The organism is Stenotrophomonas sp. STEN031 (assembly GCF_056759975.1).
On record NZ_JBRREA010000003.1, the window covers coordinates 150,548 to 175,000 of the forward strand.

Here is a 24,453-nt window from a genome sequence, read left to right on the forward strand (position 1 = left end):
AACAGACAAACTCAAGCAAGCGGACGAGCAAAGCCCCGGGTGCGCTGCGCTTACCCGGGCTACAAGTGCACAAACAAAAGCCCCGACATCAACCGATATCGGGGCTAGAAAGTTCCAAAGGCACTACCCGCGAACCTACAGTCGTAATAGCCCCCTTTAGTTAAGGGGGCGCGCCGACAGGCGCGGGGATATGGAAGGACAGGGAGTGGGGCCCAAGGTTTGCAGCGCAAACCCTTGGGGTGAAGCCGCCGTAGGCGGTTTCACTTCCCCCTTTAGTTAAGGGGGCGCGCCGACAGGCGCGGGGATATGGATGTAACGGGAGTGGGGCCCAAAGTTTGCATCACAAACTTTGGGGTGAAGCCGCCGTAGGCGACTTCACTGCGCCTTGATCGCCATCGCCTGCAGACCCGTGCCGTTGAGCTTGGCCTTGGCTTCGGCCAATTCGCTGGCGGTGCCATAAGGCCCCATGCGCACGCGGTACACGGTATTGCCGTTGATCTGCGCCGACTCCACGCGCGCAGCCAGGCCCATCATCGCCAGCTTGGCCTTGGTGGCTTCGGCGTCGCCGGAGGCACCGAAGGCGCCTGCCTGCAGGATGTAGCGCACATTCTCCGACGCTGCTGCAGCTGCCGGTGCCGCTGCGGCCGCCGCCGGTGCAGGCGTTGCCGCCGCCGGGCGTGGTGCCGGGGTTGCGGTTGCCGGTGCGGCACTGGCTACCTGGGCCGGGCGGGCTGCGGTTTCGTTGATCGGCGCCGGCTGGCGCACGGCCTCGGCCACCGGTGCCGGCAACGGGCGGCCTTCCAGCGCGGCCTGGGCGCGCTGCGCTTCGGTCGGCGGTGTGGCTGGCGTGGCCGGGGCCGCTGCCGCCGCTGCGCGGGCAGCGGCAGCACGGCGCTGCTCCTCGGCCTTGGCGCTGGCAGCCAATTCGGCATCGGACATCTGTACTTCCGTGCCCGGCAACAAGGTGTAGAAGTCGTACTGGGTGGCTGGCTTTTCCTCCGGCTTGGCACCGGCAGGCGTGGCTGGCTTGTTCGATTCCACACCGGCATCCACGTCGGCGTCGGCAACCGGTGCCGGCTGTGCATCCGGGTTGGGCTGCGGGCCTACGCGCAGGAAACCGTCGCCGTCCTTCTTGAACAGGTTGGGCGCTGCCAGGAACACCACCGCCGCAATCGCCACGCCGGCAACCAGCCACACCCAGCCGGGCGTGCCATTGTCGTTGTTGCGTCGTGCTTGGCTTTTGCCGCGTCGTGCTGCCATGTCTACTGCGTCTCCAGATGTTTACATCTTTTCCGGGGCACTGACGCCCAGGATGCTCAGGCCGTTGGCCAGGGTCTGCCGTGCGGCGCTGGCCAGGGTGAGCTTGGCATTGCGCTCGGCTGCATCATCCACCAGCACCGGTGTGCCGTGATACCACGTGTGGAAAGCGTGTGCCAATTCACGCAGGTACTGCGCGATCTGGTGCGGTTCCAGCGCGATGCCGGCCGCTTCCACCACTTCCGGGTAACGCGAGATCTCGTTCATCAGTTCCAGCGAAATCTCATCATCCAGACGTGACAGTGCGGCCAGGCCTTCAGCCTGCTTGTAGTCCAGGCCCTTTTCCTGCGCCTGGCGCAGCAGCGAGCAGACGCGGGCATGCGCGTACTGCACATAGAACACCGGGTTGTCGCTGCTCTGCTGGCGGGCCAGGTCGATGTCGAAGGTCAGCTGCGAATCCGGCTTGCGGGCGATCAGGAACCAGCGCACGGCATCGCTGCCCACTTCCTCGATCAGGTCGCGCAGGGTCAGGTAGCTGCCGGCACGCTTGGACAGCTTCACTTCCTCGCCACCGCGCATCACCGTCACCATCTGGTGCAGCACGTATTCCGGCCAGCCCTTGGGGATACCCAGATCCAGTGCCTGCAGGCCGGCGCGCACGCGCGCCAGCGAGCCGTGGTGGTCGGCACCGAGTTCGGTGATGGCGCGCTCGTAACCGCGCTGCCACTTGCTCAGGTGGTAGGCCACGTCCGGCAGGAAATAGGTGAACGTTCCGTCGGACTTGCGCATCACGCGGTCCTTGTCGTCACCAAAGTCGGTGGAGCGCAGCCACAGCGCGCCGCCTTCCTCGTAGGTGTGGCCGGAGCTGATCAGCTGCTGCACGGTCTCGGCGACCTTGCCGTCCTTGTACAGCGAGCTTTCCAGGAAGTAGATGTCGAAATCCACGCCGAATGCGGCCAGGTCCAGGTTCTGCTCGTTGCGCAGGTAAGCCACGGCGAAGCGGCGGACTTCTTCCAGGTTCTCCGCATCCTTGGCGCCAACGATGTGGCTGCCTTCCAGGTCCACGGTCTGGCCCAGCAGGTAGGCCTTGGCCACGTCGCCAATGTATTCGCCGTTATAGGCTTCGGCCGGCCACTGCGCGTCGCCCGGCTTGAAGCCGCGCGCGCGCGCCTGCACCGACTTGGCCAGGTTTTCGATCTGCACGCCAGCGTCGTTGTAATAGAACTCACGCTTGGCGTTCCAGCCGTTGGCTTCCAGCACACGGGCGATGCAGTCACCAATGGCACCGGCGCGGCCGTGGCCGACATGCAGCTGGCCGGTCGGGTTGGCCGACACGTATTCGACGCCGACGCTGCGGCCGTTGCCGCTCAGGTTGCGGCCATAGTCCTCGGCTTCCTTGAGCACGCTGACCACTTCGCGCTGGTAGGCCACCGGCGAGAGTTTGAAATTGATGAAGCCAGGGCCGGCGATCTCGACATTGATGATGTCGTCGCTGGCCGGCAACGCGGCGACCAGCGCCTGCGCAACGGCACGTGGATTGCTGCGCGCGGCCTTGGCCAGCAGCATGGCGGCGTTGGTGGCGAAATCACCGTGTTCGCGGGTCTTGGGTCGCTCGACCACGAAATCCGGCGGCAGGGTGTCGGCAGGCAAGGTGCCGTTGGCGCGCAAGGCTTCGATGCCTTGGCCGATGAGGGCGCGGAGTTGGGCTTTCACGTGACTATTCTGCTTGAAGCGCGGAACTGACCATTTTACCTGACCTGCGCCGAGGCCGCCTGCGAGGCGCGGGCGGGGGTCAGGAATGTCAAAAAAACAGAAAGGCCGCTGCGGCTACAGGGCGGGTGGATTTCACTGATGGTCGAGCAGGTTTGCCACCGGCGGCAGAGTTCAGGCTGGCCCGTTCAGACCCAGCCGCGGGCGGCCAGCGATACCGGCGTGCCGTCACCGATCACGAAGTGGTCCAGCAGGCGGATATCGACCAATGCCAGGGCCTGCTTCAGCCGCTCGGTGATCGCCCGGTCTGCCGCCGACGGTTCAGGATTCCCGGAGGGGTGGTTGTGGCCGACGATCACTGCTGCAGCGTTATGGGCCAGAGCATGACGGACGACTTCACGCGGATGCACCTCGGCGCTGTCCAGCGTGCCTGTGGATAACTCCTCGAAGGCCAGGGCACGGTGGCGGTTGTCCAGGTACAACGCCGCGAATATTTCCTGCGGGCGGTGGCGCAGGCGTTGGGCGAAGTAGCGGCCGGCGGCGCTGGGGTCGGTGAGCGCATCGCCCCGTTCCAGCCCGGCGGCCAGATGGCGCCGCCCCAGCTCCAGCGCGGCGCTGAGCTGGCAGGCGCGGGCGGGCCCCAGGCCGGGAAGTCTGGCCAGTTGCGGAGCACTGCGGTCCAGCAATGCCCGCAGCGGGCCGTGCGTCTGCAGCAGCTCGCGGGCGGTCTGTACCGCATCACGCCCGCGCAGGCCGGAACCGAGGAAAATCGCCAGCAGTTCCGCATCGGAAAGTGCGGCCGCGCCACGCGTCAGCAGTTTTTCGCGCGGGCGTTCAGCGCTGGGCCAATCACGGATATGCATGAGTGGCAGATTCACCGCCATTTGCCAAAAACTGGATCAGGCGTAACAAAGCCTTCGGTTAAGCTAACCCTTCTTCTGTACCTAGGAATCCCCATCCGTGACCGCCGTTTCCCCCACTTCCCGCCCCTTGGAAGGACAGAAGCTGCTGCTATGCGTCGGCGGCGGCATCGCTGCGTACAAGTCGCTGGAGCTGGTGCGTCGGCTGCGTGATGCCGGCGCCACCGTGCAGGTTGCGATGACGGCGGGGGCGCAGCAGTTCGTCACCCCGTTGAGCTTCCAGGCGCTGTCCGGCCATCCCACCCGCACCACGCTGTGGGACAGCGCCGCCGAGCAGGCCATGGGTCATATCGAGCTGGCACGTTGGGCCGATCGCATCCTCATCGCCCCGGCCACCGCTGATCTGCTGGCCCGGCTGACGCATGGCAATGCTGACGATCTGGTCACCACGCTATGCCTGGCCAGCACTGCACCGCTGACGGTGTGCCCGGCCATGAACCACCGCATGTGGCTGCACCCGGCAACCCAGGCCAATATGGCCATGCTGCGCGAGCGCGGCGTGCAGGTGATCGGGCCGGAAGATGGCCCGCTGGCCGAGGGTGAATCCGGCCCTGGCCGGGTCAGTGAAGCGCCGACCATCATTGCGGCACTTGCCGGCAATCTGGCCCCACAGGCCCCGGCCAAGCCGGGCCGGCTGAACGGCATGCGCGTGCTGATCAGCGCCGGTCCCACTTACGAAGATCTGGATCCGGTGCGCTACGTCGGCAACCGCAGCAGCGGCAAGATGGGCTACGCCCTGGCCGCCGCCGCCGCCCGTCAGGGCGCGCAGGTGGTGTTGGTCAGCGGTCCGGTGCAGTTGCCCACGCCGGCAGGCGTGCAGCGCATTGATGTGCGCTCGGCCGCGCAGATGCGAGAGGCGGTGCTGGGCGCATTGCCTGCCGATATCTATATTGGCGCGGCCGCCGTGGCCGATTACACGCCACGCCAGGTCTCGCCGCAGAAGCTGAAGAAGACCGCCGGCAGCCAGACCCTGACCCTGGAGCTGGTACGCACCGCCGACATCCTGGCGGAAGTGGCCGTGCAGGAGCAGGCTTTGAAGCTGGTGGTCGGCTTTGCCGCCGAAACCCACGATGTGGAGAAATATGCGCGCGGCAAGCTCGCCGACAAGCACCTGGACCTGATCATCGCCAACCAGGTCGGCATTGCCGGCAATGGTTTCGAGAGCGACCAGAACGCGGCCGTGGCCTACTGGAACGGCGGCCTGCGCGAGTTCCCGGGCACCGCCAAGACCCAGCTGGCAGAGCAGTTGCTGGACCTTATCGCAGAGAGGTTGGACGCATGAGTAATGGACTGCAGCCCTTGCAGGTGAAGTTGCTGGATCCGCGCTTCGGTGACAGCTGGCCGCTGCCCGCCTATGCCACCGAGGCCAGCGCCGGCATGGACCTGCGCGCCGCCATCGAAGCGCCGTTGACGTTGGAGCCGGGCGATGCGGCCTTGTTGCCCAGCGGCATTGCCATCCATATCGCCGATCCGGGGCTGTGCGCGGTGGTTTTACCGCGTTCCGGGCTGGGCCATCGCCACGGCATCGTGCTGGGCAACGGGACGGGCCTGATCGATGCCGATTACCAGGGGCCGCTGCTGATCAGCGTATGGAACCGGGGCCGCGATGCATTCACCATCGAGCCCGGTGACCGTATCGCGCAATTGGTGGTGATGCCGATTGCACGCGTGACGTTGCAGGTAGTGGATACTTTCATCGACAGTGCACGTGGAACGGGTGGATTCGGCCACACCGGGGTGCGCTGACAGGGGGAAACGCACGATGAGCCAAGGCAATGACAGCGGGCGGCCACGTCCCGCGCTGGGTCGATCAACACCACTGCTGGCGGTATTGCTGCTGCTGTTGGCCGGCTGGTTCGGCTGGAGCGCGGTAGAGCAATGGATGCAGTCCGGTACCAGTGCCGGGTTGGAGCAGTCCCGCGATCAGGCCGTGACCGGCGTGCAGCAGGCGTTGGCCGCGCAGACATCGCAGTTCGGCAAGCAGCTGGCGCTGGAGCCGGTGAAGGCTGCGCTGGCCAGCGGCGACGCAACCGCCGTCGCCTTGGCGGTACGTGACAAGTGGAACGGCGTGGAAGACGCGCAGGTCCTCGACGCCAGCCTGGCTGCGGCCTATGCCGAGCCGGCGACCTTCGGATACTCGCGGTTGGCCTTGCTGGAACAGGCCCTGACCGCCGGCCAGCCGGTAGCGCTGGTAGTCCGCGATGGTGGGAGTCCGCGCCTGGGCCTGGCCGCGCCGGTGCTGCTGCAAGGCAAGCCGGCGGTGATCTACATCCGCCAGCCGCTGACCCGTTTGACCTCCGTGTTTGATGGCATCGACTCGCCGGACAGTGCCTTCCTGGGCCTGCGCCAGGGCGGCTTCACCATCGTCCAGAAGGGCGACACCAGCCTGGGCAACAGCGCCGACGCGCTGGCGCGTCCGGTCGGCGACACCGGCCTGCGGGTGGTGGCGGAGTTGCCGGATGCCAACACCGGGGCGATGGGACTGGGGGTGATCCCCAGCGCCATCGTGGCGCTGTTGCTGGTGGCCACGGCATTGCTGCTGCTGTTGGGGCGCAAGCGTCTGATGAACCTGCCGGCCCTGCGCAAGAACAATGCCGAGGCCGACGACGCCGGCCCGACCCTGCAGGAAACACTGGAGCAGGACCCGCAGCCGGTGCCGTTGGCGGCCACGGCGCGCACGGGTGATGCGCCGCAGGCGCAGGTCGAGCCGGGTGCCGAAGCGGTATTGCCGGTGATCTTCCGCGCCTACGACATCCGTGGCGTGCTTGGCACCGAGTTGAATGCCAGTGTCGCGACCTTGATAGGGCAGGCGATTGGCAGCGAAATGCAGGCGCAGGGGCTGCGCGACGTGGTGGTGGGGCGCGATGGCCGCCTGTCCGGACCGGAGCTGGCCGATGCCCTGATCGTGGGCCTGCGCCGCGCCGGTTGCGATGTCATCGATATCGGCATGGCACCGACACCGGTGGTGTACTTCGCCAGTTACCACCTGCGTGCGGGCAGCTGCGTCGCCGTCACCGGCAGCCACAATCCACCGGACTACAACGGCTTCAAGATCGTCATCGGTGGCGAGACCCTGTCCGGCGGTGCCATCACCGACCTGTACAAGCGCATCCAGGAAGGCCGCCTGCAGCGCGCCGACAGCGAAGGCAGCCTGCAGCAGCGTGAGGTCATCAATGACTACGTGCAGCGCATCGCCGATGACGTGCAGCTGGACCGCCCGCTCAAGATCGTCGCCGATGCCGGCAACGGTGTGGCTGGTGCGGTGGCGCCGCAGTTGCTGGAGGCCATCGGTGCCGAGGTCATTCCGTTGTACTGCGACGTGGATGGCAACTTCCCCAATCACCACCCGGACCCCAGCGATCCGCACAACCTCGAAGACCTGGTGCAGATGGTCAAGCGTTTCGACGCGGACCTGGGCGTGGCCTTCGATGGTGACGGTGACCGCTTGGGCGTGGTCACCAAGGACGGCAAGATCATCTTTGCCGACCGCCTGCTGATGTTGTTCGCCGCCGATGTGCTGGCCCGCAACCCTGGCGCTATGGTCATCTACGACGTCAAGTGCACCGGAAAGTTGTCCGATTACATCCTGCGCAATGGCGGCAGCCCGATGATGTGGAAGACCGGGCATTCGCTGGTCAAGGCCAAGATGCGCGAGACCGATGCCGAGCTGGCTGGCGAGATGAGCGGCCACTTCTTCTTCAAGGAACGCTGGTACGGCTTCGATGATGGTCTGTACGCGGCGGCGCGCCTGCTGGAGATTCTGGCGCAACGCGATGAAGAACCGTCGGAGGTATTGAACGAACTGCCGGATGCGGTCTCCACGCCCGAGCTCAAGGTGGCAGTGGAAGAGGGCACCCAGCATGCGCAGGTGGCCTTGATCGTGGCAGCGGCGCAGTTGGAGGAGTCACCGTTCGCGGGCGCCCGCATCTCCACCATCGATGGCCTGCGTGCCGATTTCAACGACGGCTGGGGGCTGGTGCGTGCGTCCAACACCACGCCGGTGCTGGTACTGCGTTTCGAAGGCAATGACGAGGCCGCGCTGGAGCGGATCAAGGCGGTGTTCCGTGAGCAGTTGCTGCAGGTATTGCCGGCCGGGACCGAGCTGGGGTTCTGATCGAGCGTGCTGCCTGGCGAAAGGCCGCCCGCGTGTTGCGAGGCGGCCTTTTGTTTTTTCTGGACGGCTGCTTGCGAGCGGGCTGGTTGAGGGCTTTGGATTACCGCGAAGAGCACCCCTCCCCAGCCCTCCCCTTGGCTGCGCCAAAGGGAGGGGGCGCATCGTGCGCTGACCGTCAGATCGAAGCGCCGTCGCTTGTCTCCCTCCCTTTGGCGTAGCCAAGGGGAGGGCCGGGGAGGGGTTGCCGTTGCTCGTGCCTTCGCTCGCTTGTAGGAGCGGCGTCAGCCGCGTTGCGACAGGGGTTTCCCGAACCAACAATCTTAGAAGAACGAACGGCAGTTGTTTGACCAGCTTCCCGGCTGACGCCGCTCCCACCACCACACCCGGCTCGCATCACTTCACGTCCCACCAAACCGCAAACCAACACCCGGCTCGGTGAACAGGTAACGCGACTCCAATGCCGAATCGCCCAGCTTGTGCCGCAAGCGCCCGACCAGGATGCGCAGGTAATGGGTGTCATGCCGGTGCGTCGGCCCCCAGATTTCCTGCAGGATCTGCGGCTGCGTCACCACCCGCCCGGCGTTGCGCAACAGCAGCGCCAGCAGCGCGTATTCCTTGCGGGTCAGGGCAATCGCCTCGCCGTCCACGCGCACGTCGCGGCGGGCCAGGTCGATATGCAGGTGACCATCGTCGAACACCGGCACCTGGCCTTCGCTGTCGGTGCTGCGGCTGCGCAGCAGCGCCCGCACCCGTGCCATCAGCTCCTGGGTGCCGAACGGCTTGGTCACGTAGTCGTTGGCGCCATTGTCCAGGGCCCGCACCTTCTCCGCCTCGCCGGCACGCACGCTGAGCATGATCACCGGCACCTGGCTCCATTGCCGCAGCTCGGCCAGCACGTCATGGCCTTCCATGTCGGGCAGGCCGATATCCAGCACCACCAGGTCGGCACCGTCCTCGGCCAGCCGTTGCAGGCCTTCGGCGCCGTTGGCTGCCTGGCTGACCGCATAACCCTGCGCGCGCAGTGAGATATCCAGAAAGCGCCGGATCTGTACTTCGTCATCCACCACCAGCACGCGCGGCGGCGGAATGGCCGGCGCTTCAGCCATCATCGCGCGGGCTCTCAGGGTACGGCTGGAGCATGGGTAGGCTCATGCGTATCAGGGTACCGCGTCCGTCGTGGCCCGGCAGCGCCTCGACACGGCCGCCATGGGCACCAATCATGCCCTGGCAGATGGTCAGGCCCAGGCCGGTGCCCTGGCGGCCACGGTCGCCGCGCTCCACGCTGTAGAACATGTCGAAGATGCGCGCGCGCTGGTCATCGGGGATGCCGGGGCCGGCGTCGATCACGTCGATGACCAGTTCGCCATCATGCTGGCGCGCATGCACCTCGATCGGTATCTCGGCGGGCGAGAATTTGGCCGCGTTCTCCATCACATTGAACACCGCCTGTTCGACCAGCGCCGGGTGCACCCAGATCGGTGCCAGCGTTGCCGGGATATCCAGTTGCAACCGCACCTCCGGCTGATAGCGCTGCAGCCGGCGCGCGGCCGAGCCGATCAGCTCGTCCACACCGATCCAGTCGCGGTTGAGCTTGAGCCCGTCATGGCCGAGCCGGGTCATATCCAGCAGGTTCTGGATATAGCGGTCCAGCCGCTCGCCCTCGACCACGATGGTGTCGAGCAGGGCGCGACGGTCGCTGGCGTCCATCGCATCGGCGTAGTTGGACAGGCTGTCGGCCGAGCCGATCATCGCGGCCAGCGGCGAGCGCAGATCGTGTGATACCGAGGACAGTAGTGCAGAGCGCAGGCGCTCGGTTTCGTTGTGCAGATGCGCGGTTTCCAGATCGGCCACCAGCCGCGTGCGTAGCGCAGCCTGGGCGATGTCGTCGGCCATCGCTTCCACCAGCTGGCGTTGTTCCGGGGCCAGGCGGGGATGCTGGTGGTCGAAGCGTAGCCCGGCCACGCCTATCGCATGTGCCTCGCCGTCCAGCAGCGGCAGGAACCACCAGCCGGCACCGGCCAGCGTGTCGGTGAAGCGGCCGGCAGGCTGGCCGTGGCGCAGGGCCCAATCGGCCGCAGCCAGATCGGTGTCGCCGGGGGCAGCGCTGCCGCTGGTACTGGTATCGGCGCCCAGCCGCACCCAGGCCGGTGCATCCAGCGCCTGTTCCAAGGCTACCCGCCCGGCATGGGCAACCTGGGCATTGTCGGTGGCGCCCACCAGTTGCCGGCCCAGCGTCTGCCGCACATTGGCGTGGCGGTTGGCGGCGCGCAGCGCCACCACCTGCATGCGCAGGCGCGAGGCCAGGCGGCCGGCGACCAGTGCGGCGGCGAGGAACAGGAAGACGGTTATCACGCCCTGGCGCGCGCTGATCGCAAAGGTGAAGCGCGGCGCGATGAAGAAAAAGTTGTAGGCCAGGAAGCACAGCGTCGCTGCCAGTACCGCCGCACTCATGCGCGTGCGTGCAGCCACCAGCACCACCGCCACGATGAACACCATCGCCAGGTCGCTGAGGCCTATCCAGTGTTCGCCCAGCCATGCGGCCAGGCAGGCAACGACGGTGGCCAATACCGCCGTCATCGCATCCTTGCCCCAGCTGTCCGGGGCCAGCGACAGGCCGAAGCGACGCGCATTGGCGCGCGCCTGCGGCGTGCTGATGATGGTGATCTCGTAGTGGGCGCCGCGTTGGATCAACTGTTGGGTCAGGGTCTGGTTGAACAGGCGCGCCAGTGGCCGTTCGCGGGTACGGCCGAGCACCAGCGACGACACCGCGTTATGGGCGGCGTAGTCGAGCAGCGCATCGGCGATGCCCGGCCCGTGCAGCAGTTCGGCGTCGCCGCCCAACCGCCGCGCCAGTGCGAACGCATCGTCGATTTCGCGACGGGTTGCCTCGTCGTGACGCCGATGTTGCACGGTCACCACCGTCCACGGTGCATCGCGGCGCTCGGCGATGCGCCGCGCTACCCGCACCAGGTATTCGCTCTGGCCGCCGCCGTCGATGGCAACCACAACGCGGCGGCGCAGCGGCAGATTGCCTTCGCCGCGCGCGGCGCGGGTCTCGCGCAGGCTGCTGTCGACGCGGTCGGCGGCTTCCTGCATGGCCAGCTCGCGCAGGGCGGTGAGGTTGGCCGGTGAGAAGAACGCCTGCAGCGCCTGCGCGGCCTGTTCCGGTACGTAGACCTTGCCCTGCTGCAGGCGCTCGATCAGCTCGCGCGGTGGCAGATCGACCAGCACGATGTCATGCAGACGGTCGAATACCACGTCGGGCACGGTCTCGCTGACGCGCACGCCGGTGATGCGCATCACCACATCGTTGAGGCTTTCCAGGTGCTGGATGTTGATTGTCGTCCACACGTCGATACCGGCATCGAGCAGCTCCATCACATCCTGCCAGCGCCGCTCATGGCGGCTGCCGGGGGCATTGCGATGGGCCAGTTCATCGACCAGCACCAGTGCCGGCCTGCGCGCCAGCACCGCATCCAGATCCATCTCCTGCAGTTGGTGACCGTGGTACTCCACCGCGCACATGGCAATGCGCGGCAGGCCGTCGAGCAGGGCGGCGGTATCGCTGCGGCCATGGGTTTCCACCACGGCCGCCATCACGTCCACGCCGCGCCGCAGCTGTTCCTGGGCGCGGGTAAGCATGCTGAAAGTCTTGCCCACGCCCGGTGCAGCGCCGAGGAAGACGGTGAGCTTGCCGTCGGCGTCGCGTTGCAGGGCCTCGGCCAAGGCATCGGCCTGGCGGCTACGGGAGTCGTTCATGGCCACGATTGTGCGCTGTTGCAGGCGCGCCCCGCATCAGGGCGCATGCGCGGCCTGGTCCAAGGCCAGGTTGAGGGCAATCACGTTGATGCGCGGCTGTCCGAATACGCCCCATTGGCGGTCCTGCAGTTGAGCATCAACCAGCGCTTGCACCTCTGCCTGCGACCAGCCGCGTGCCGCGGCAACGCGTGCCACCTGCACCTGCACCGCAGCCGAAGACAGCTCCGGGTCCAGCCCGCTGGCCGACTGCGTGACCAGGTCGGCCGGCACCGTGGCCGGGTCGATCTTCTCGCGTGCGGCGACGGCGGCGGTGGCCTCGCTGACGCGTTTGACCAGGTCTGGATTGCTGCGCGCCATATTGCTGCCGGCCGCGGCCATCGGGTCGTAGTTGGCCGCCGAAGGACGGCTCTGGAAATAACCATCGCCAACGAACGGCTGCGCCAGATAAAGCGAGCCGCGCACCTGTCCATCGGCATCGCGGATCAGGCTGCCGTCGGCCTGCGCCGGGAACAGCGAGCCGGAGATGCCGGTCGCCAGCACCGCATAGACCAGGCCGGTGCCAAGCAGGCCGAACACGGACAGACCAATGGCCGGCCGCCACAGCGGGTTGCCGGAGCGATGGGAAGATTTCATTGAGGTGTTCATGCGCCAAATACCAGGACAAGAAGAAGGTCGATGGCCTTGATGGCCGCAAACGGCAGCAGCACGCCGCCCAGCCCGTACACCAGCATGTTCCGCCGCAGCAGCGCGGTGGCGGTGGCCGGGCGGAAACGCACACCGCGCAGGGCCAGCGGAATCAGGGCCGGAATCACCAGTGCATTGAAGATCAGTGCGGCCAGCACCGCGTTGCGCGGGCTCGACAGCTGCATCACGTTCAAGGCCGCCATCGACGGGATGCTGGCCGCGAACAGCGCCGGCAGGATGGCGAAGTATTTGGATACGTCGTTGGCCAGCGAGAAGGTGGTCAGCGCGCCGCGGGTGATCAGCTGCTGCTTGCCCACTTCCACCACGGACAGCAGCTTGGCCGGGTCCGAATCCAGGTCGACCATGTTCCCGGCCTCCTTGGCCGCCTGCGTGCCGGAGTTCATCGCCAGGCCGATGTCGGCCTGGGCCAGCGCCGGCGCATCGTTGGTGCCGTCGCCGACCATCGCTACCAGCCGGCCACCGGCCTGCTCGCTGCGGATGCGTGCCAGCTTGTCCTCGGGCCTGGCCTGGGCGATGTAGTCGTCCACGCCGGCCTCGGCGGCAATGGCGGCGGCGGTAAGCGGGTTGTCACCGGTGATCATCACCGTGCGGATGCCCATCGCCCGCAGCTGCGCGAACTTCTCACGCATGCCGTGCTTGACCACGTCGGCCAGCTCCACCACGCCGAGTACGTGTTTTCCTTCGCTGACCACCAGCGGCGTGGCACCGCCACGGGCAACCTGATCCACCCGCGCCTGCAGCTCGTTCGGCACCGTGCCGCCCAGCGCCAGCACGTGCGCGCTGATGGCATCGGCAGCGCCCTTGCGGATGCTGCGGCCGTTGTCCAGGTCAACGCCAGACATGCGGGTTTGTGCGGTAAACGCCAGATACTCCGCTTTGTCCGGTTCGGCGGTGTTGCAGGCCTGCTGGCGGGCCAGACGCACGATGGATTTGCCTTCCGGGGTCGGGTCGGCCAGCGAGGACAGCAATGCGGCCTCACGCAGCTGCGCCGCATCGATGCCGGCCAAGGGATGGAAGTGCGTGGCCTGGCGGTCGCCGTAGGTGATGGTGCCGGTCTTGTCGAGCAACAGCACATCGACGTCGCCGGCCACTTCCACGGCCTTGCCCGATTTGGCCAGCACATTGGCCTGCAGTGCGCGGTTCATGCCGGCGATACCGATGGCCGGCAGCAGACCGCCGATGGTGGTCGGGATCAGGCACACCAGCAGGGCGATCAGCAGCAGCGGATCGACCGTGACGCCGACAAAGCCCGCAATCGCCGGCAGCGTGGCGACCACCACCAGGAAGGTCAGCGACATCGCCGCCAGCAACAGGGTCAGGGCGATCTCGTTCGGCGTTTTCTGTCGGTTGGCGCCTTCCACCAGCGCGATCATGCGGTCCAGGAAGCTGTGGCCCGGCTCGGCACTGACCCGCACCACGATCTCGTCGGACAGCACCTTGGTGCCGCCGATCACGCCGGAGCGGTCGGTGTCGGCCTCGCGCAGCACCGGTGCCGATTCGCCGGTGACAGCAGCCTCGTTGATGGTGGCCAGGCCGCGCACGATCTCGCCGTCGGCCGGCACGAACTCGCCGGCACTGACGATCACATACTCACCGGGGTGCAGCTCGGCGGCCGGTACACGGCTTTCTGCAGCGCCCTGCAACGGCGTGGCGACACGCCGTGCGACCAGGTCCTGGCGTGCGCGCCGCAGCGAGGCGGCTTGGCCACGGCCACGTGCCTCGGCTACCGCTTCGGCGAAGTTGCCGAACAGCACGGTCAGCAGCAGGATCGCGGTGACAGCCAGGCCGAAGCCCATCGGTGCCGTGCCACTGAGGGTGACAAGCAGCGCCAGCACGGTGCCGGCCATCACCACCGCCATCACCGGGTTGTGCAGCAGGTGCAGCGGCGACAGCTTGCGCAGCGAGTCCAGCAGCGCACGGCGCAGGCCGGCGCCATCAAGCAGGGCTGGGCGCGGCGTTGTGTGGGAAACAGGGCGGTTCATGGGGGTGTTCACGGTGAGGGGGCTCCCTGCAGGGCCAGCAGGCTCAGGTGTTCGGCCACCGGGCCAAGCACCAGCGCCGGCAGGAACTGCAGCACGGTAAGGACGATGACCACGCAGACAAGCGTCAGGGCGAAGGTCGGGGTTTCGATCTGCAGGCTGCCCGCGCTTTGTGGCACCTGCCGTTTGGCCGCCAGCTGGGTGGCAATGACCAGCGGGATGATCAGGATCGGGAAGCGACCCAATGCCAACACCAGCGCACAACTCAGGTTCCACCACACGCTGTTGTCGGCCAGCCCTTCAAAGCCGGAGCCGTTGTTGGCATAGGCCGAGGTGAACTCGTAGAACACTTGGCTGATGCCATGGAAGCCGGGGTTGGAGGTGCCGGCCAGGCCAGGTACGGCCAACGTCAGTGCGGTCAGGCCGAGCAGGGTGATCGGTTGCAGCAGCACCAGCACCGCCAGCAGGCGCACCTGCGGCGTTTCCAGTTTGCGGCCGAGCAGTTCGGGCGTGCGTCCGGTCATCAGCCCGGCCAGGAACACCGCCATCATCAGGTAGACCAAGAACTGCTGGATGCCGCAGCCAATGCCGCCCCAGATCGCGCTGACCAGCATGTTGACGATGGGCATCATGCCGCCGAGCGGGCTCAGCGAGTCATGCATGCCGTTGACCGAGCCGTTCTGCACCTGGGTGGTGATGGACGACCACAGCGCCGTGCCATCGGCACCGAAGCGGGCTTCCTTGCCTTCCATCAGCAACGCGCTGGCGGCGCTGGCGCTGTGGCCTTCCAGCCATAGGCTGGCACTGGTGGACAGCACCGACATGGTCAGCATGCAGCCGAATACCAGCGCACCAAAGCGCCGCCGTCCGGTGAAGCTGCCGAGCATGCAGATGATGGCCATCGGGATCAGCAGGATGCCGATCAATTCCAGCGCATTGGACAGCGGGGTCGGGTTTTCCAGCGGGAAGCTGCTGTTCGGGCCATACCAGCCACCGCCATTGGCGCCGAGTTGTTTGGCCGCAACCATGGCTGCGACCGGGCCGAGCGGGATCTTCTGCGTTTCCATGCCGGCACCGGCATCGATCGGCGTGGCCTGCGGGCCAGCGGCCAGTGTGGAAGGCACGCCCTGCCAGTTCAGCAGCAGCGTCCACACCAGGCACAGCGGCAGCAGGAAGCGCAGACACAGGCGCACCACGTCGGCGTAATAGTTGCCGACGGTGACGCGCGGTGCGGCATTGCCGCTGTCGTTGCTGGCCGGTTTCATGAACAGGGCACGCAGCGTTGCCACTGCCAGTGCCAGCCCCATCATCGGGGTGATCACCTGCAGGCCGGTGATGCCGGTCATCTGTGAGAAGTAGGACAGCTGCGCCTGGCCGCTGTAGTGCTGCTGGTTGGTGTTGGTCAGGAACGACACCATGGTGTGCAGCGCGGTGTCCCAGCGCATGTTGGGGATGTTGTCCGGGTTCAACGGCAACCAGGCCTGGGTCATGAACACCGCCTGGGTCAGCACCGCCAGCACCAGGTTGCTGATCAGGAACGCGACCACATAGCCGCGCCAGGACATGGAATGGGCGGGATCGACGCCCAGCACGCGGTACAGCGGCTTTTCGATCCAGTGGAAGAGGACGTCGATACGCATCGGCGTACCGCGCATCAGCCGTGCCAGGTACAGACCCAGCGGCCATGCCAGCGCCAGGCTGGCCAGAAGAATGAGTGTGGCTTCAATCACGACGGCGCTCCTCAGAACGACTCAGGTCGAAGGACCGCGTACAACAGGTAGGCAGCGGCGATCAGCACCACTACGCCGCACAACAAAGCAAGCCAGCCGGGCATGGAAAACCTCGGAAACGAAAGCAGGACGCGGCCGGCTGTGCCGGAACCTGCGTCGGTGGACGGGCAGGGCGGCAGGCAGGCGCGGACGACTACGCTGATCACCCCGATCAGGCCGTTATCGTCATCCTGCGGGGCGTAAACGATCGACGCTGCTTGGGCGGGGCTGGCGTAAAAGGCGCGTAAAAAGTTGGGGGCTGTTGGGGCGGTGATCGCTGATGCGGGGAGCACAAGCGGCGCTGGAGCTCCTTTCATCCGCTCCCGCCTTCGCGGGGAGTAGGCTCTGCGTGCTCCTAGTCCCGGCCTGGCCCGGCGCAGCACGCGGGTTTTGCGAACAGTCACGAGCCTTTGGCTCGAAAGCGCCTGTTCTTGACCCTGCAAGCGGGAGAAGGAATGGTCTTGGCTGGCGATGGAGACTGCCGTAGCGCGCAGACCTTTGATCGCCGGTGGAGTGGCAGTGACACGTGGACCTTCAGCCGCAGGGGGCCTATCCCTTTTTCAGGCAGAGGGAGAGGGCGGAGTCTGCCTGGGGATCTGCTGTATTCCGCAGACTTTCAACCGCCGGTGAAGTCGCAGTGACACGTGGACCTTCAGCCGCAGGCGGCCTATGCCTTCTCCCGCTTGCGGGAGAAGGTGCCCGAAGGGCGGATGAGGGGGGCTTTTAAACAACAAAAGCGGCCTTAAGGCCGCTTTTGTTCTCAATCCAATGGCTCACCGGGAGAGCCCTGCCGAGCATGGCTCGGCACTACCGCTGTTGCTCCCTCCCTTGCGCTGCAGGCGGAGGGGAGGGTTGGGGAGGGGTTGGCTTTGTGGCCTTTCCAGCGCTGCTGGCTTCGCGGCTGACGCCGCTCCTACAAGGCTGGTGAATGGTTTGGAAAGCCCCTGCCGAGCATGGCTCGGCACTACCTCAGCCCTTGGCGGGCTCGGCGCTGACAGCCGGTGCCGGGGCGGCGGCTGCGTCAACCGGTGCCGCGATCCCCTTCAGCTCGCGGTAGCGTGCCAGGCTCTCGGCGATCTCGACTTCCAGCGCCTGTCGCTGCTGTTCAAATGCCGCCTGCAGGCGCAGCTGCGCCAACAGCTCGTTGTGGCGCTGGCGGATCTCGCCAGCCTGCTTGTCCGGCACTTTCTGCCCGGCCAGTTCCTTGTTGCCGGCAGCGGTGAGCTGTGCCGCCAGGGCGCCACGCAGGCTGGTCACGTTGAAAATCGCCGTCTTGATGTTGTTGTCGACGATCGCCGTGCGTTCACTGAACACACGGCGCAGATCGTCTTCGGTGGCATACGTGGACAGCATGGCCTGCTCGGTACGCTTGCGCGTATCGGCTGCCGCGGCATCCACTTCCTGCTGGGCCTGTGCCAGGGCCGCGTCGGCGCGTTCTTCGGCGGTGAGCGCGCGCTGTACCTCTGCCGAGCGCGTGCCGCTGCGGGCATTGAACTCCTGGCGCGCGCTGTTCACCGCTTCCGGTGGCAGCGTGTCCGAACAGATGCGCTTGCCGCCCTCGTCCCAGCAATACAGCTTCTTGCCGGCATCAGACGCCCGGTTCTGGGCCAGCGCCGGCATTGCCAGCGTGGCCAGTACCAGCAGCAACGTTGCGGTGGTTCTTGACGGATTCGACACCTTGGCAGCCCCCTGCTATCAGCCTGTCGGATTGCTCCCGTAGTGGCCACGGTAGGCCAGCAACGGTTCGCGATAGCCGACAAGTTCCGGGTTCCCGGAGGCGAATGCAAGCAGATCGGCCAGATTGGCGACGGCGATCACCGGAATGCCGGTTTCGGCCGACACGGCCTGGGCGGCCGAACGGCGGTCTTGCTCCGAGGCGATCTCCTGGCGGTCCAGGGCCACCACGATGCCGGCCGGGATGCCCTTGGCCTCGCGGATGATGGCCAGGGCCTCGCGGATGGCGGTGCCGGCGGTGATCACGTCGTCAACGATCAGGATGCGCTTGCCGGCCATGTCGGCGCCGATCAGGCTGCCGCCTTCGCCGTGGTCCTTGGCTTCCTTGCGGTTGAAGGTCAGCGGCAGGTTGCGGCCGCGGTGCGAGAACTCGCAGGCAATCGCGGTGGCCAGCGGGATGCCCTTGTAGGCCGGGCCGAACAACTGGTCGAAGGCAATGCCGGCATCGTCGATGGCATCGGCGTAGCAGTTGCCCAGCTGGGCCAGGGCCAGGCCGGTGTCAAAACGGCCGGCATTGAAGAAATACGGGCTCACGCGGCCGGACTTGAGGGTGAACTGGCCAAAGCGCAGCGCGTCGGCGTTCAGCGCCAGCTGCAGGAAACGGGAACGGTGGTCACTCATGTAAATACGCTTTCTTATCGTCTATTGAGGTTGCTAGGGTAAAGCATGGCCCTTGCAATTGCTGCGTTGCGCGTCCTGGAGGGGCCTGGGCGGCAAGGCTGGGCGGTTGTCAGGCGAAAGCGCCGCAGGTTTGTCGACCGCCCCGTTCCGGGCGGTATGCTGTGCCGGTCTTGAGCTTTCCTTACAGCGGTCCTTCATGCGTATCACCAGTTTCAATGCCAATGGCATCCGTTCGGCCACTACCAAGGGCTTCAACGAGTGGTTCCTCGGCCAGCAGGCCGACGTGCTCTGCATTCAGGAAACCAAGGCGCAGGAGTCGCAGCTGACCGACGCGCTGTTCCGCCCGGATGGCCATCATTGCTTCTACCGTGATGCCATCACCAAGAAGGGTTATAGCGGCGTAGGCATCTGGAGCCGCCGCGAGCCCGATGAGGTGCGTACGGCATTGGGCTGGGCGCCGTTCGATGATGAAGGCCGCTACATCGAGGCACGCTTCGGCAATCTCAGCGTGGTCTCGTTCTACATCCCCTCCGGCTCCTCGGGCGACCTGCGCCAGGGCTTCAAGTTCGAGGTGATGGAGTGGCTCAAGCCGATCCTGGACGAGTGGCTGGCCAGTGGCCGTGACTATGTGCTGTGCGGCGACTGGAACATCGTGCGCAGCGCGCTGGATATCAAGAACTGGAAGTCCAACCAGAAGAACTCCGGCTGCCTGCCCGAGGAACGCGATTGGATGAACGGTTTCTGCGCCGACCAGGCCGAACTGACCGACACGGCCAAGGGCCGCGGTTGGGTGGACGCCTACCGCGCGCTGCACCCCGAAGGCCAGGACTACACCTGGTGGAGCAACCGTGGCGCGGCCCGCGCCAATAATGTCGGTTGGCGCATCGACTACCAGTTCGTCACCCCGGGCCTGCGTGAGCGCCTGCGTGGCAGTTCGATCTATACCGGCCAGCGCTTCTCCGACCACGCCCCGTTCACCGTGGACTACGACCTGTGAGTGAAGCGGTAGTGGAAGCCCCGCCGGCAGGGCTGCAACGCCTGCGGCGGTTGTTCGTGATCCTGCTGCTCGGTTTTGCCTCCGGCCTGCCGTTGGCACTGACCGGCGGTGCGATGCAGGCATGGCTGACCGTGGACGGGCTGGACCTGGTCACGCTCGGCTTCCTGTCACTGATCGGTATCCCGTACACCTTCAAGTTCCTGTGGGCGCCGCTGATCGACCGCTTCGACCTGCCGATACTCGGACGCAGGCGTGGCTGGATCGTTCTGATGCTGTTCGCGCTTGGCGTGGCATTGACCTTCATGAGCACGCTGTCGCCATCGCGCAATCTGGCGTTGTTCGCGTCGGTGGCGGTGCTGGTGGCCTGCTTGTCAGCCACGCTGGATGTGGTGATCGATGCCTACCGCACCGATCTGCTGGCGCCGGCCGAGCGCGGCCTGGGCGGTTCGCTTACCGTCCTTGGCTATCGTCTGGCGATGGTTCTTTCTGGCGGCATCACCCTTATCTGGGCCGAGCAATGGCAGAGCTGGCCGCAGGTCTACCGGGTGATGGCGGGCCTGTCGGTGGCAGTGGGCGTGTTGGCGCTGCTGTTGATGCCGCAGTTGCCGGAACGCTTCAAGGCACCGGTCTCCAAGGCCGGTGGTGAGCTGCGTGGTTTTCTGGCGCTGGTCGCCGGCGTGGCGCTGGGGGCATGGTTGGCCCATCAGGCGCTGGTATTGTTCGGGCTCGATCCAGACAGCACCGACCGCTGGGTGCGGCTGGTGTTCGTCGTCACCCAGATCGCCGCGGCCATGGTGTTGGGGCTGGGCGTTACCCGTTGGGTACGGTTCGAGACGCTCAACGCGTCGCTGCGCAGTTATTTCGGCATGCGCGGCGCGGGGGCGTTCCTGGCCTTGGTGGTGCTGTACAAGGTGGGCGACGCGTTCGCGTTGAGCCTGTCCACCCCGTTCCTGCTCAAGGGCATGGGTTTCAGCCAGGCTGAAGTGGGGCTGGCCAACAAGACCATCGGCCTGTTGATGACGATTGTTGGCGCCATCGTCGGTGGCTTCTTCCTGCTACGTCTGCGTCTGTCGACGGCGGTGATCGGCTTCGGCGTGCTGCAGTTGGTGTCCAACCTCGGTTTCTACCTGCTGGCGCGGGAAGGAGCAGGTGCCTGGGGCACGGTTGAGGTGCCGGCGTTCAACCTGTTGATCGTCCACCTGGACCAGCCCACGCCGATGGATGGCCTGCTGCTGTTTGCATTGAGCTTGGACAACTTCGCCGGTGGCATGGGCACGGCCGCGTTTGTTGCCCTGCTTAGCGGGCTGTGCGGAACGCGTTTCTCGGCCACCCATTACGCCTTGCTATCGGCATTTGCGACCTTGGGGCGGGTGTTTGTCGGGCCGTTCGCAGGGGTGTTGGCCGACGCCTATGGCTGGCAGATTTTCTTCCTGGTATCGGTGGTGGTGGGCCTGCCGGGCCTGCTGATGGCATGGTGGCTGCGGCGCGAGGTCGATGCCACTACCCAGTTGTCGCGCGCTGGTTGATCCCGCGCGCTGATTGAATCCTCCGGCGGTGTCGTTGATGATGCCGCCGGGGGGATTCGCCGACAGTAGTGTGGTGCACATGGCTGACGTGACTCTGCGTGATATCGATCCGCTGCTGATGGAGCGCATCCGCCGTCTGTCGGTGGCGCGCGGCTGGACCCGCGAGGAAACCTGCCTGGCGTTGCTGGAACAAGGCTTGTTCGCCAGCGAACATCATGTGCGCGGTGGATTCGAGGAGCCCGAAGTAGACGTCCTGTCCGAGGCCATCAAGGCCCTGCAGGCGCTACCAACCGGCAGCGACATCTGAGCCGAGGTAGAGCCGAGCCATGCTCGGCTGGAGCCTTCCCGATAAAGCCTCTGCCGCGCATGGCTCGGCACTACGCTGGAGCGTTCCCGGTAAAGCCCCTGCCGAGCATGGCTCGGCACTACCGCCTACCACCAGCGCCTCACGCCAGCGCCTCACACCAAATGAATCGCGCCCAGAATCCTCGGCCCGCGCGCGCCGCTGACGCTGGGCAGATTGCCCGGCCGCCCAGCCAGGGTTTCCTGTGCCAGCCACGCAAAGCCCATCGCCTCCATGTAATCGGGGTCCAGTCCATGCTCGGCACTGGAGCCGATCAGCACGCCCGGTAGCCGCGCCTGCAATCTCGTCAGCAACTGCGGATTGCGCACACCACCGCCGCAGACCAACACGCGCCGCGCAGCCGGCAGCTGCGCCAGCAGCGCCTCGGCCACCGTGGCTGCGGTCAGCTCCAGCAGCGTCGCTTGTACATCAGCGGGGGACAGCGGCGCCGCATCCAGCTGTGCCTCCACCCACTCAAGATGGAACTGCTCGCGGCCGGTACTTTTCGGCGGCGGCAAGGCAAACCAAGGCTCGGCCAGCAGCCGACCCAACAATGCTTCATCGATTCGACCACTGGCCGCAAACGCACCATCGGCATCGAACGCATGACCAAGATGGCGCTGGCACCAGCCATCCAGCAAGGCATTGGCCGGGCCGGTATCGAAGCCGCGGATGCTGCCATCGCGGGCAATCAGGCTCAGGTTGGCAATACCACCGAGGTTGAGCACCGCGCGATCTTCATCGGCGCTGCCCAGCATCGCCAGATGAAAGGCTGGCATCAGCGGCGCGCCATGTCCGCCAGCAGCCACATCGCGGCGGCGGAAGTCGGCAACGGTGGTGATGCCGGTCAGCTCGGCGATACGGTTGGCATCGCCGAGCTGCCAGGTGAAAGCCGGAGTGCTCAGCGGCCGATGACGGATGGTCTGGCCGTGCGAGCCGATTGCCTGCACCTGCTCGCGGCGCACTCCGGCATCTTCCAGCAGCCGATTGGCGGCAGCGGCGAAGGCGATGCCAACACTGGCATCCAGCTGCCCCAGCGCATCCATCGATGCGGGCTCGCCGCCTTGGCCCAGCGCGATCAGGGCATCGCGGGTCGCGCCGTCCCAGGCATGGGTATGGCCGTGTACGAAGCGGCATCCACCGCTCTGCGGAAACTGCACCAGCGCCGCATCGATGCCATCGGCGCTGGTGCCGGACATCAGGCCAAGAAACAGCGGCAGCTGCGGATCAACGGAGGACATGGCGGTCGCTATAAAAGAAACGGGCAGGGAAGCTTCAAGCTCCCTGCCCGTATCGTCAACGGTGTTGCGCTGGCTCAGCCGCGCTTGCCGCCGGTTGCCGGTGCGGCAGCGGCCGTCTGCGTTGCCACCGGCTTCCTGCTGTCGCCGGCATCGGCGTAGATCAGTTCTTCCATGCCCTGGATGCGTGCCATCGCCGGTGCGGTCTGCGCACGGAAGGCGGCCAGATCGGCGCCCTGCAGCGGCTGCGGCGGCGGCATCGTCACCGACAGTGGATTGCGGTGCACGCCGTTGACGCGGAATTCGTAATGCAGATGCGGACCGGTCGACATGCCGGTGGAACCCACATAACCGATGACCTGGCCCTGGGCGACACGCTGGCCGGCACGGTAGGGCCCCAGCCGCGACATATGCCCGTACAGCGTGGTGTGGCCGCTGCCGTGGTCGAGGATCACCACATTGCCGTAGCCACGCTGGGTGCCGGCGAACTGCACGCGGGCGTCGCCGGCGGCCATGATCGGGGTGCCAGTGCGTGCGGCGTAATCCACGCCCTTGTGGGTGCGCATGGTGCCGAGGATGGGATGGCGGCGGGTGCCGTAGTTCGAGCTCAGGCGCGCGAACTGGATCGGCGAGCGGATGAAGCTCTTCTTCAACGAACGGCCGTTGAGGTCGAAGTATTCGGACTTGCCATTGCGATCAAACCGGAAGCCGGTATAGGTCTTGCCGCCGGTCTGGAAGGTCGCTGCCAGGATCTTGCTGGTGTCGATGCGCTCGCCTTCGCGCCAGGTCTCGTCCATGACCACGCTGAAGCGGTCGCCCGGCTGCAGGTCCTTGGAGAAGTCGATGTCGTACTTGAATATTTCATCGGTCATCGTGGCGATGGCCGAGGGCGACAGGCCTGCCTTGCGCGCGGCGTTGTACAGCGAACTGGTGATTTCACCGCTGGCCACCACGGTGCGGGTGCTGGTTGCACGCTCGCTGACCTTTTCGCGGATCTGGTCGCCCTGCAGGCTCAGCTCAACCCGATGATTGCCATCGCGGTCGAAACGGATGCTGCGCAGGCTGCCGTTTACCGGCAGGTCGAAGGCGATTTCGGCGCCCGGGCGCAGCTTGGTCAGCACCTCGCGGGTGCCTGGATGGTCCAGCACCTTCTGCATGGTGGTCGCCGGTACACCGGCGGCTTCGAACAGGTCACTCAGGGTCTGGCCACGTTGCACCCGCTGGATCTGCCAGCTGTCGCCGGGGGTTTCGCCGCGCCGCGCCAGTGACAGCGGCGGCAGGGGCAGGGCAAGCGTGGAATGCGACGACGGCAGGTTGCTGTCGATGGAATTGGAAAAACCGGGGACGATTGTCGCCGCCAATGCACCGATGGTGACGAACAGGCTGGCGTGGATCCAGTGCCGCCGGTTCCAGCGTTCGTTGAACGCGGCGGGCAGATGTTCCTTCAACTTCCGATGCAGGGCGTTGTCGTGCAGGACGTGGAGTCTTTCCTGGAAGCGCTGTTTGCGCGCGGAGCCATGATCGGGTTGGGACATCGGTCGGTTCTCTGGTCGACCCGGATCGCGGGCCCAAACGCGAGTAACATAGACACGTATCAATACCGCGTCAAACCATTGAGCCGCATGGCTTTTCGATCGGTTAACGTGGTTAACTTGTACTTAACACCATTCATGTTTTTGACTGCGAAGTCGGGAGTTTTAGCGTGTCCTCGATTGATGAAGCCCTTGCCCTGATCGGTCGTGGAGCCGATGAAATCCTCAAGGTGGAAGAACTGCGCCAGC

At 66.0% G+C, this 24,453-nt stretch carries 20 protein-coding genes (1 of these 20 running past the window's edge); 7 read left to right on the plus strand and 13 right to left on the minus strand.

The features are described 5' to 3' along the window. Positions 1–375: 375 nt before the first annotated feature. From ACVOLQ_RS02380 to radC, 3 genes are all read right to left on the minus strand, one after another. Complete coding sequence (locus tag ACVOLQ_RS02380; RefSeq protein WP_481526940.1) at positions 376–1,260, minus strand: SPOR domain-containing protein; 885 nt, start codon at positions 1,258–1,260, stop codon at positions 376–378. A 21-nt stretch (positions 1,261–1,281) separates the two neighbouring features. Further along, positions 1,282–2,970 (minus strand): arginine--tRNA ligase, encoded by a 1,689-nt coding sequence (gene argS / locus ACVOLQ_RS02385; protein ID WP_481526941.1) that lies wholly within the window; start codon positions 2,968–2,970, stop codon positions 1,282–1,284. 185 nt (positions 2,971–3,155) lie between these two features. Then, positions 3,156–3,830: a RadC family protein gene (gene radC, locus ACVOLQ_RS02390; RefSeq protein ID WP_481526953.1), complete on the minus strand. Its 675-nt coding sequence runs from the start codon at positions 3,828–3,830 to the stop codon at positions 3,156–3,158. Positions 3,831–3,927: 97 nt separating this feature from the next. Between radC and coaBC the strand changes: the two genes are divergently transcribed. From coaBC to ACVOLQ_RS02405, 3 genes are read left to right on the plus strand one after another with little or no spacing between them, the layout of a single operon-like run. Next, positions 3,928–5,169, plus strand: coding sequence for a bifunctional phosphopantothenoylcysteine decarboxylase/phosphopantothenate--cysteine ligase CoaBC (coaBC, locus tag ACVOLQ_RS02395; protein WP_481526942.1), 1,242 nt, complete (start codon positions 3,928–3,930; stop codon positions 5,167–5,169). Beyond that, positions 5,166–5,633: a dUTP diphosphatase gene (dut, locus tag ACVOLQ_RS02400; protein ID WP_313173143.1), complete on the plus strand. Its 468-nt coding sequence runs from the start codon at positions 5,166–5,168 to the stop codon at positions 5,631–5,633. The genes coaBC and dut overlap by 4 nt, the downstream gene beginning before the upstream one ends. A 16-nt stretch (positions 5,634–5,649) precedes the next feature. Further along, entirely contained in the window at positions 5,650–8,001 is a 2,352-nt protein-coding gene (locus tag ACVOLQ_RS02405; protein ID WP_481526943.1) for a phosphomannomutase/phosphoglucomutase, read from the plus strand. Between the two features lie 398 nt (positions 8,002–8,399). Here ACVOLQ_RS02405 and ACVOLQ_RS02410 read toward each other — a convergent pair whose 3' ends face one another. The 8 genes from ACVOLQ_RS02410 to pyrE all read right to left on the minus strand — a co-directional run bounded on the left by ACVOLQ_RS02410 (position 8,400) and on the right by pyrE (position 18,568). Continuing rightward, the gene (locus ACVOLQ_RS02410) at positions 8,400–9,110 is read right to left on the minus strand and encodes a response regulator transcription factor (protein WP_313173141.1); all 711 of its coding nucleotides are present in this window, start codon (positions 9,108–9,110) and stop codon (positions 8,400–8,402) included. Next, entirely contained in the window at positions 9,100–11,760 is a 2,661-nt protein-coding gene (locus ACVOLQ_RS02415) for an ATP-binding protein (protein ID WP_481526944.1), read from the minus strand. Before ACVOLQ_RS02415 ends, ACVOLQ_RS02410 begins: the two co-directional genes overlap by 11 nt. 36 nt (positions 11,761–11,796) lie before the next feature. Continuing rightward, positions 11,797–12,393 carry a potassium-transporting ATPase subunit KdpC gene (gene kdpC, locus ACVOLQ_RS02420; protein WP_481526945.1) on the minus strand — a complete coding sequence of 199 codons (597 nt, stop codon included), beginning with the start codon at positions 12,391–12,393 and terminating at the stop codon, positions 11,797–11,799. An 8-nt stretch (positions 12,394–12,401) separates the two neighbouring features. Next, positions 12,402–14,447 (minus strand): potassium-transporting ATPase subunit KdpB, encoded by a 2,046-nt coding sequence (gene kdpB, locus ACVOLQ_RS02425; RefSeq protein WP_481526946.1) that lies wholly within the window; start codon positions 14,445–14,447, stop codon positions 12,402–12,404. An 8-nt stretch (positions 14,448–14,455) separates the two neighbouring features. After that, on the minus strand, positions 14,456–16,174 hold the full coding sequence (kdpA, locus tag ACVOLQ_RS02430) for a potassium-transporting ATPase subunit KdpA (RefSeq protein ID WP_481526947.1): 1,719 nt from the start codon (positions 16,172–16,174) through the stop codon (positions 14,456–14,458). A gap of 11 nt (positions 16,175–16,185) precedes the next feature. Continuing rightward, a complete protein-coding gene (locus ACVOLQ_RS02435) occupies positions 16,186–16,278 on the minus strand; it encodes a potassium-transporting ATPase subunit F (protein WP_054660392.1) in 93 nt (30 codons plus the stop codon). A 904-nt stretch (positions 16,279–17,182) separates the two neighbouring features. Continuing rightward, positions 17,183–17,833 carry a hypothetical protein gene (locus ACVOLQ_RS02440; protein ID WP_481526954.1) on the minus strand — a complete coding sequence of 217 codons (651 nt, stop codon included), beginning with the start codon at positions 17,831–17,833 and terminating at the stop codon, positions 17,183–17,185. Between the two features lie 75 nt (positions 17,834–17,908). Next, positions 17,909–18,568 (minus strand): orotate phosphoribosyltransferase, encoded by a 660-nt coding sequence (gene pyrE, locus ACVOLQ_RS02445; protein ID WP_313174631.1) that lies wholly within the window; start codon positions 18,566–18,568, stop codon positions 17,909–17,911. Between the two features lie 196 nt (positions 18,569–18,764). Here pyrE and ACVOLQ_RS02450 point away from each other — a divergent pair, with 196 nt between their 5' ends. The 3 genes from ACVOLQ_RS02450 (at position 18,765) to ACVOLQ_RS02460 (ending at position 21,398) form a co-directional block, all read left to right on the plus strand. Next, positions 18,765–19,565, plus strand: a complete 801-nt coding sequence (locus ACVOLQ_RS02450; RefSeq protein ID WP_313174632.1) for an exodeoxyribonuclease III — start codon at positions 18,765–18,767, stop codon at positions 19,563–19,565. Then, a complete protein-coding gene (locus ACVOLQ_RS02455) occupies positions 19,562–21,091 on the plus strand; it encodes an AmpG family muropeptide MFS transporter (RefSeq protein WP_481526948.1) in 1,530 nt (509 codons plus the stop codon). The genes ACVOLQ_RS02450 and ACVOLQ_RS02455 overlap by 4 nt, the downstream gene beginning before the upstream one ends. Before the next feature lie 79 nt (positions 21,092–21,170). Then, positions 21,171–21,398 (plus strand): hypothetical protein, encoded by a 228-nt coding sequence (locus tag ACVOLQ_RS02460; protein ID WP_312371341.1) that lies wholly within the window; start codon positions 21,171–21,173, stop codon positions 21,396–21,398. A 152-nt stretch (positions 21,399–21,550) separates the two neighbouring features. Here the strand turns inward: ACVOLQ_RS02460 and ACVOLQ_RS02465 are convergent, their stop codons facing one another. Then, positions 21,551–22,675: an anhydro-N-acetylmuramic acid kinase gene (locus ACVOLQ_RS02465; RefSeq protein WP_481526949.1), complete on the minus strand. Its 1,125-nt coding sequence runs from the start codon at positions 22,673–22,675 to the stop codon at positions 21,551–21,553. Between the two features lie 74 nt (positions 22,676–22,749). Then, positions 22,750–24,207 (minus strand): peptidoglycan DD-metalloendopeptidase family protein, encoded by a 1,458-nt coding sequence (locus ACVOLQ_RS02470; protein ID WP_481526950.1) that lies wholly within the window; start codon positions 24,205–24,207, stop codon positions 22,750–22,752. 167 nt (positions 24,208–24,374) lie between these two features. Between ACVOLQ_RS02470 and tyrS the strand changes: the two genes are divergently transcribed. After that, positions 24,375–24,453 carry the beginning of a tyrosine--tRNA ligase gene (tyrS, locus tag ACVOLQ_RS02475; RefSeq protein WP_481526951.1) on the plus strand. It continues 1,136 nt past the right edge of the window, so 79 of the gene's 1,215 nt are visible here — the first part of the coding sequence; the start codon lies at positions 24,375–24,377; its stop codon lies off the right edge, out of view.

Coding starts and splice junctions, on each gene's coding strand:
- ACVOLQ_RS02380 (WP_481526940.1), bottom strand. CDS start 1,260: ATGGCAGCACGACGCGGCAAAAGCCAAGCACGACGCAACAACGACAAT.
- radC (WP_481526953.1), bottom strand. CDS start 3,830: ATGCATATCCGTGATTGGCCCAGCGCTGAACGCCCGCGCGAAAAACTG.
- dut (WP_313173143.1), top strand. CDS start 5,166: ATGAGTAATGGACTGCAGCCCTTGCAGGTGAAGTTGCTGGATCCGCGC.
- ACVOLQ_RS02405 (WP_481526943.1), top strand. CDS start 5,650: ATGAGCCAAGGCAATGACAGCGGGCGGCCACGTCCCGCGCTGGGTCGA.
- ACVOLQ_RS02410 (WP_313173141.1), bottom strand. CDS start 9,110: ATGATGGCTGAAGCGCCGGCCATTCCGCCGCCGCGCGTGCTGGTGGTG.
- ACVOLQ_RS02415 (WP_481526944.1), bottom strand. CDS start 11,760: ATGAACGACTCCCGTAGCCGCCAGGCCGATGCCTTGGCCGAGGCCCTG.
- kdpC (WP_481526945.1), bottom strand. CDS start 12,393: ATGAAATCTTCCCATCGCTCCGGCAACCCGCTGTGGCGGCCGGCCATT.
- kdpB (WP_481526946.1), bottom strand. CDS start 14,447: ATGAACCGCCCTGTTTCCCACACAACGCCGCGCCCAGCCCTGCTTGAT.
- ACVOLQ_RS02435 (WP_054660392.1), bottom strand. CDS start 16,278: ATGCCCGGCTGGCTTGCTTTGTTGTGCGGCGTAGTGGTGCTGATCGCC.
- ACVOLQ_RS02440 (WP_481526954.1), bottom strand. CDS start 17,833: ATGCCGGCGCTGGCCCAGAACCGGGCGTCTGATGCCGGCAAGAAGCTG.
- pyrE (WP_313174631.1), bottom strand. CDS start 18,568: ATGAGTGACCACCGTTCCCGTTTCCTGCAGCTGGCGCTGAACGCCGAC.
- ACVOLQ_RS02450 (WP_313174632.1), top strand. CDS start 18,765: ATGCGTATCACCAGTTTCAATGCCAATGGCATCCGTTCGGCCACTACC.
- ACVOLQ_RS02460 (WP_312371341.1), top strand. CDS start 21,171: ATGGCTGACGTGACTCTGCGTGATATCGATCCGCTGCTGATGGAGCGC.
- ACVOLQ_RS02465 (WP_481526949.1), bottom strand. CDS start 22,675: ATGTCCTCCGTTGATCCGCAGCTGCCGCTGTTTCTTGGCCTGATGTCC.
- ACVOLQ_RS02470 (WP_481526950.1), bottom strand. CDS start 24,207: ATGTCCCAACCCGATCATGGCTCCGCGCGCAAACAGCGCTTCCAGGAA.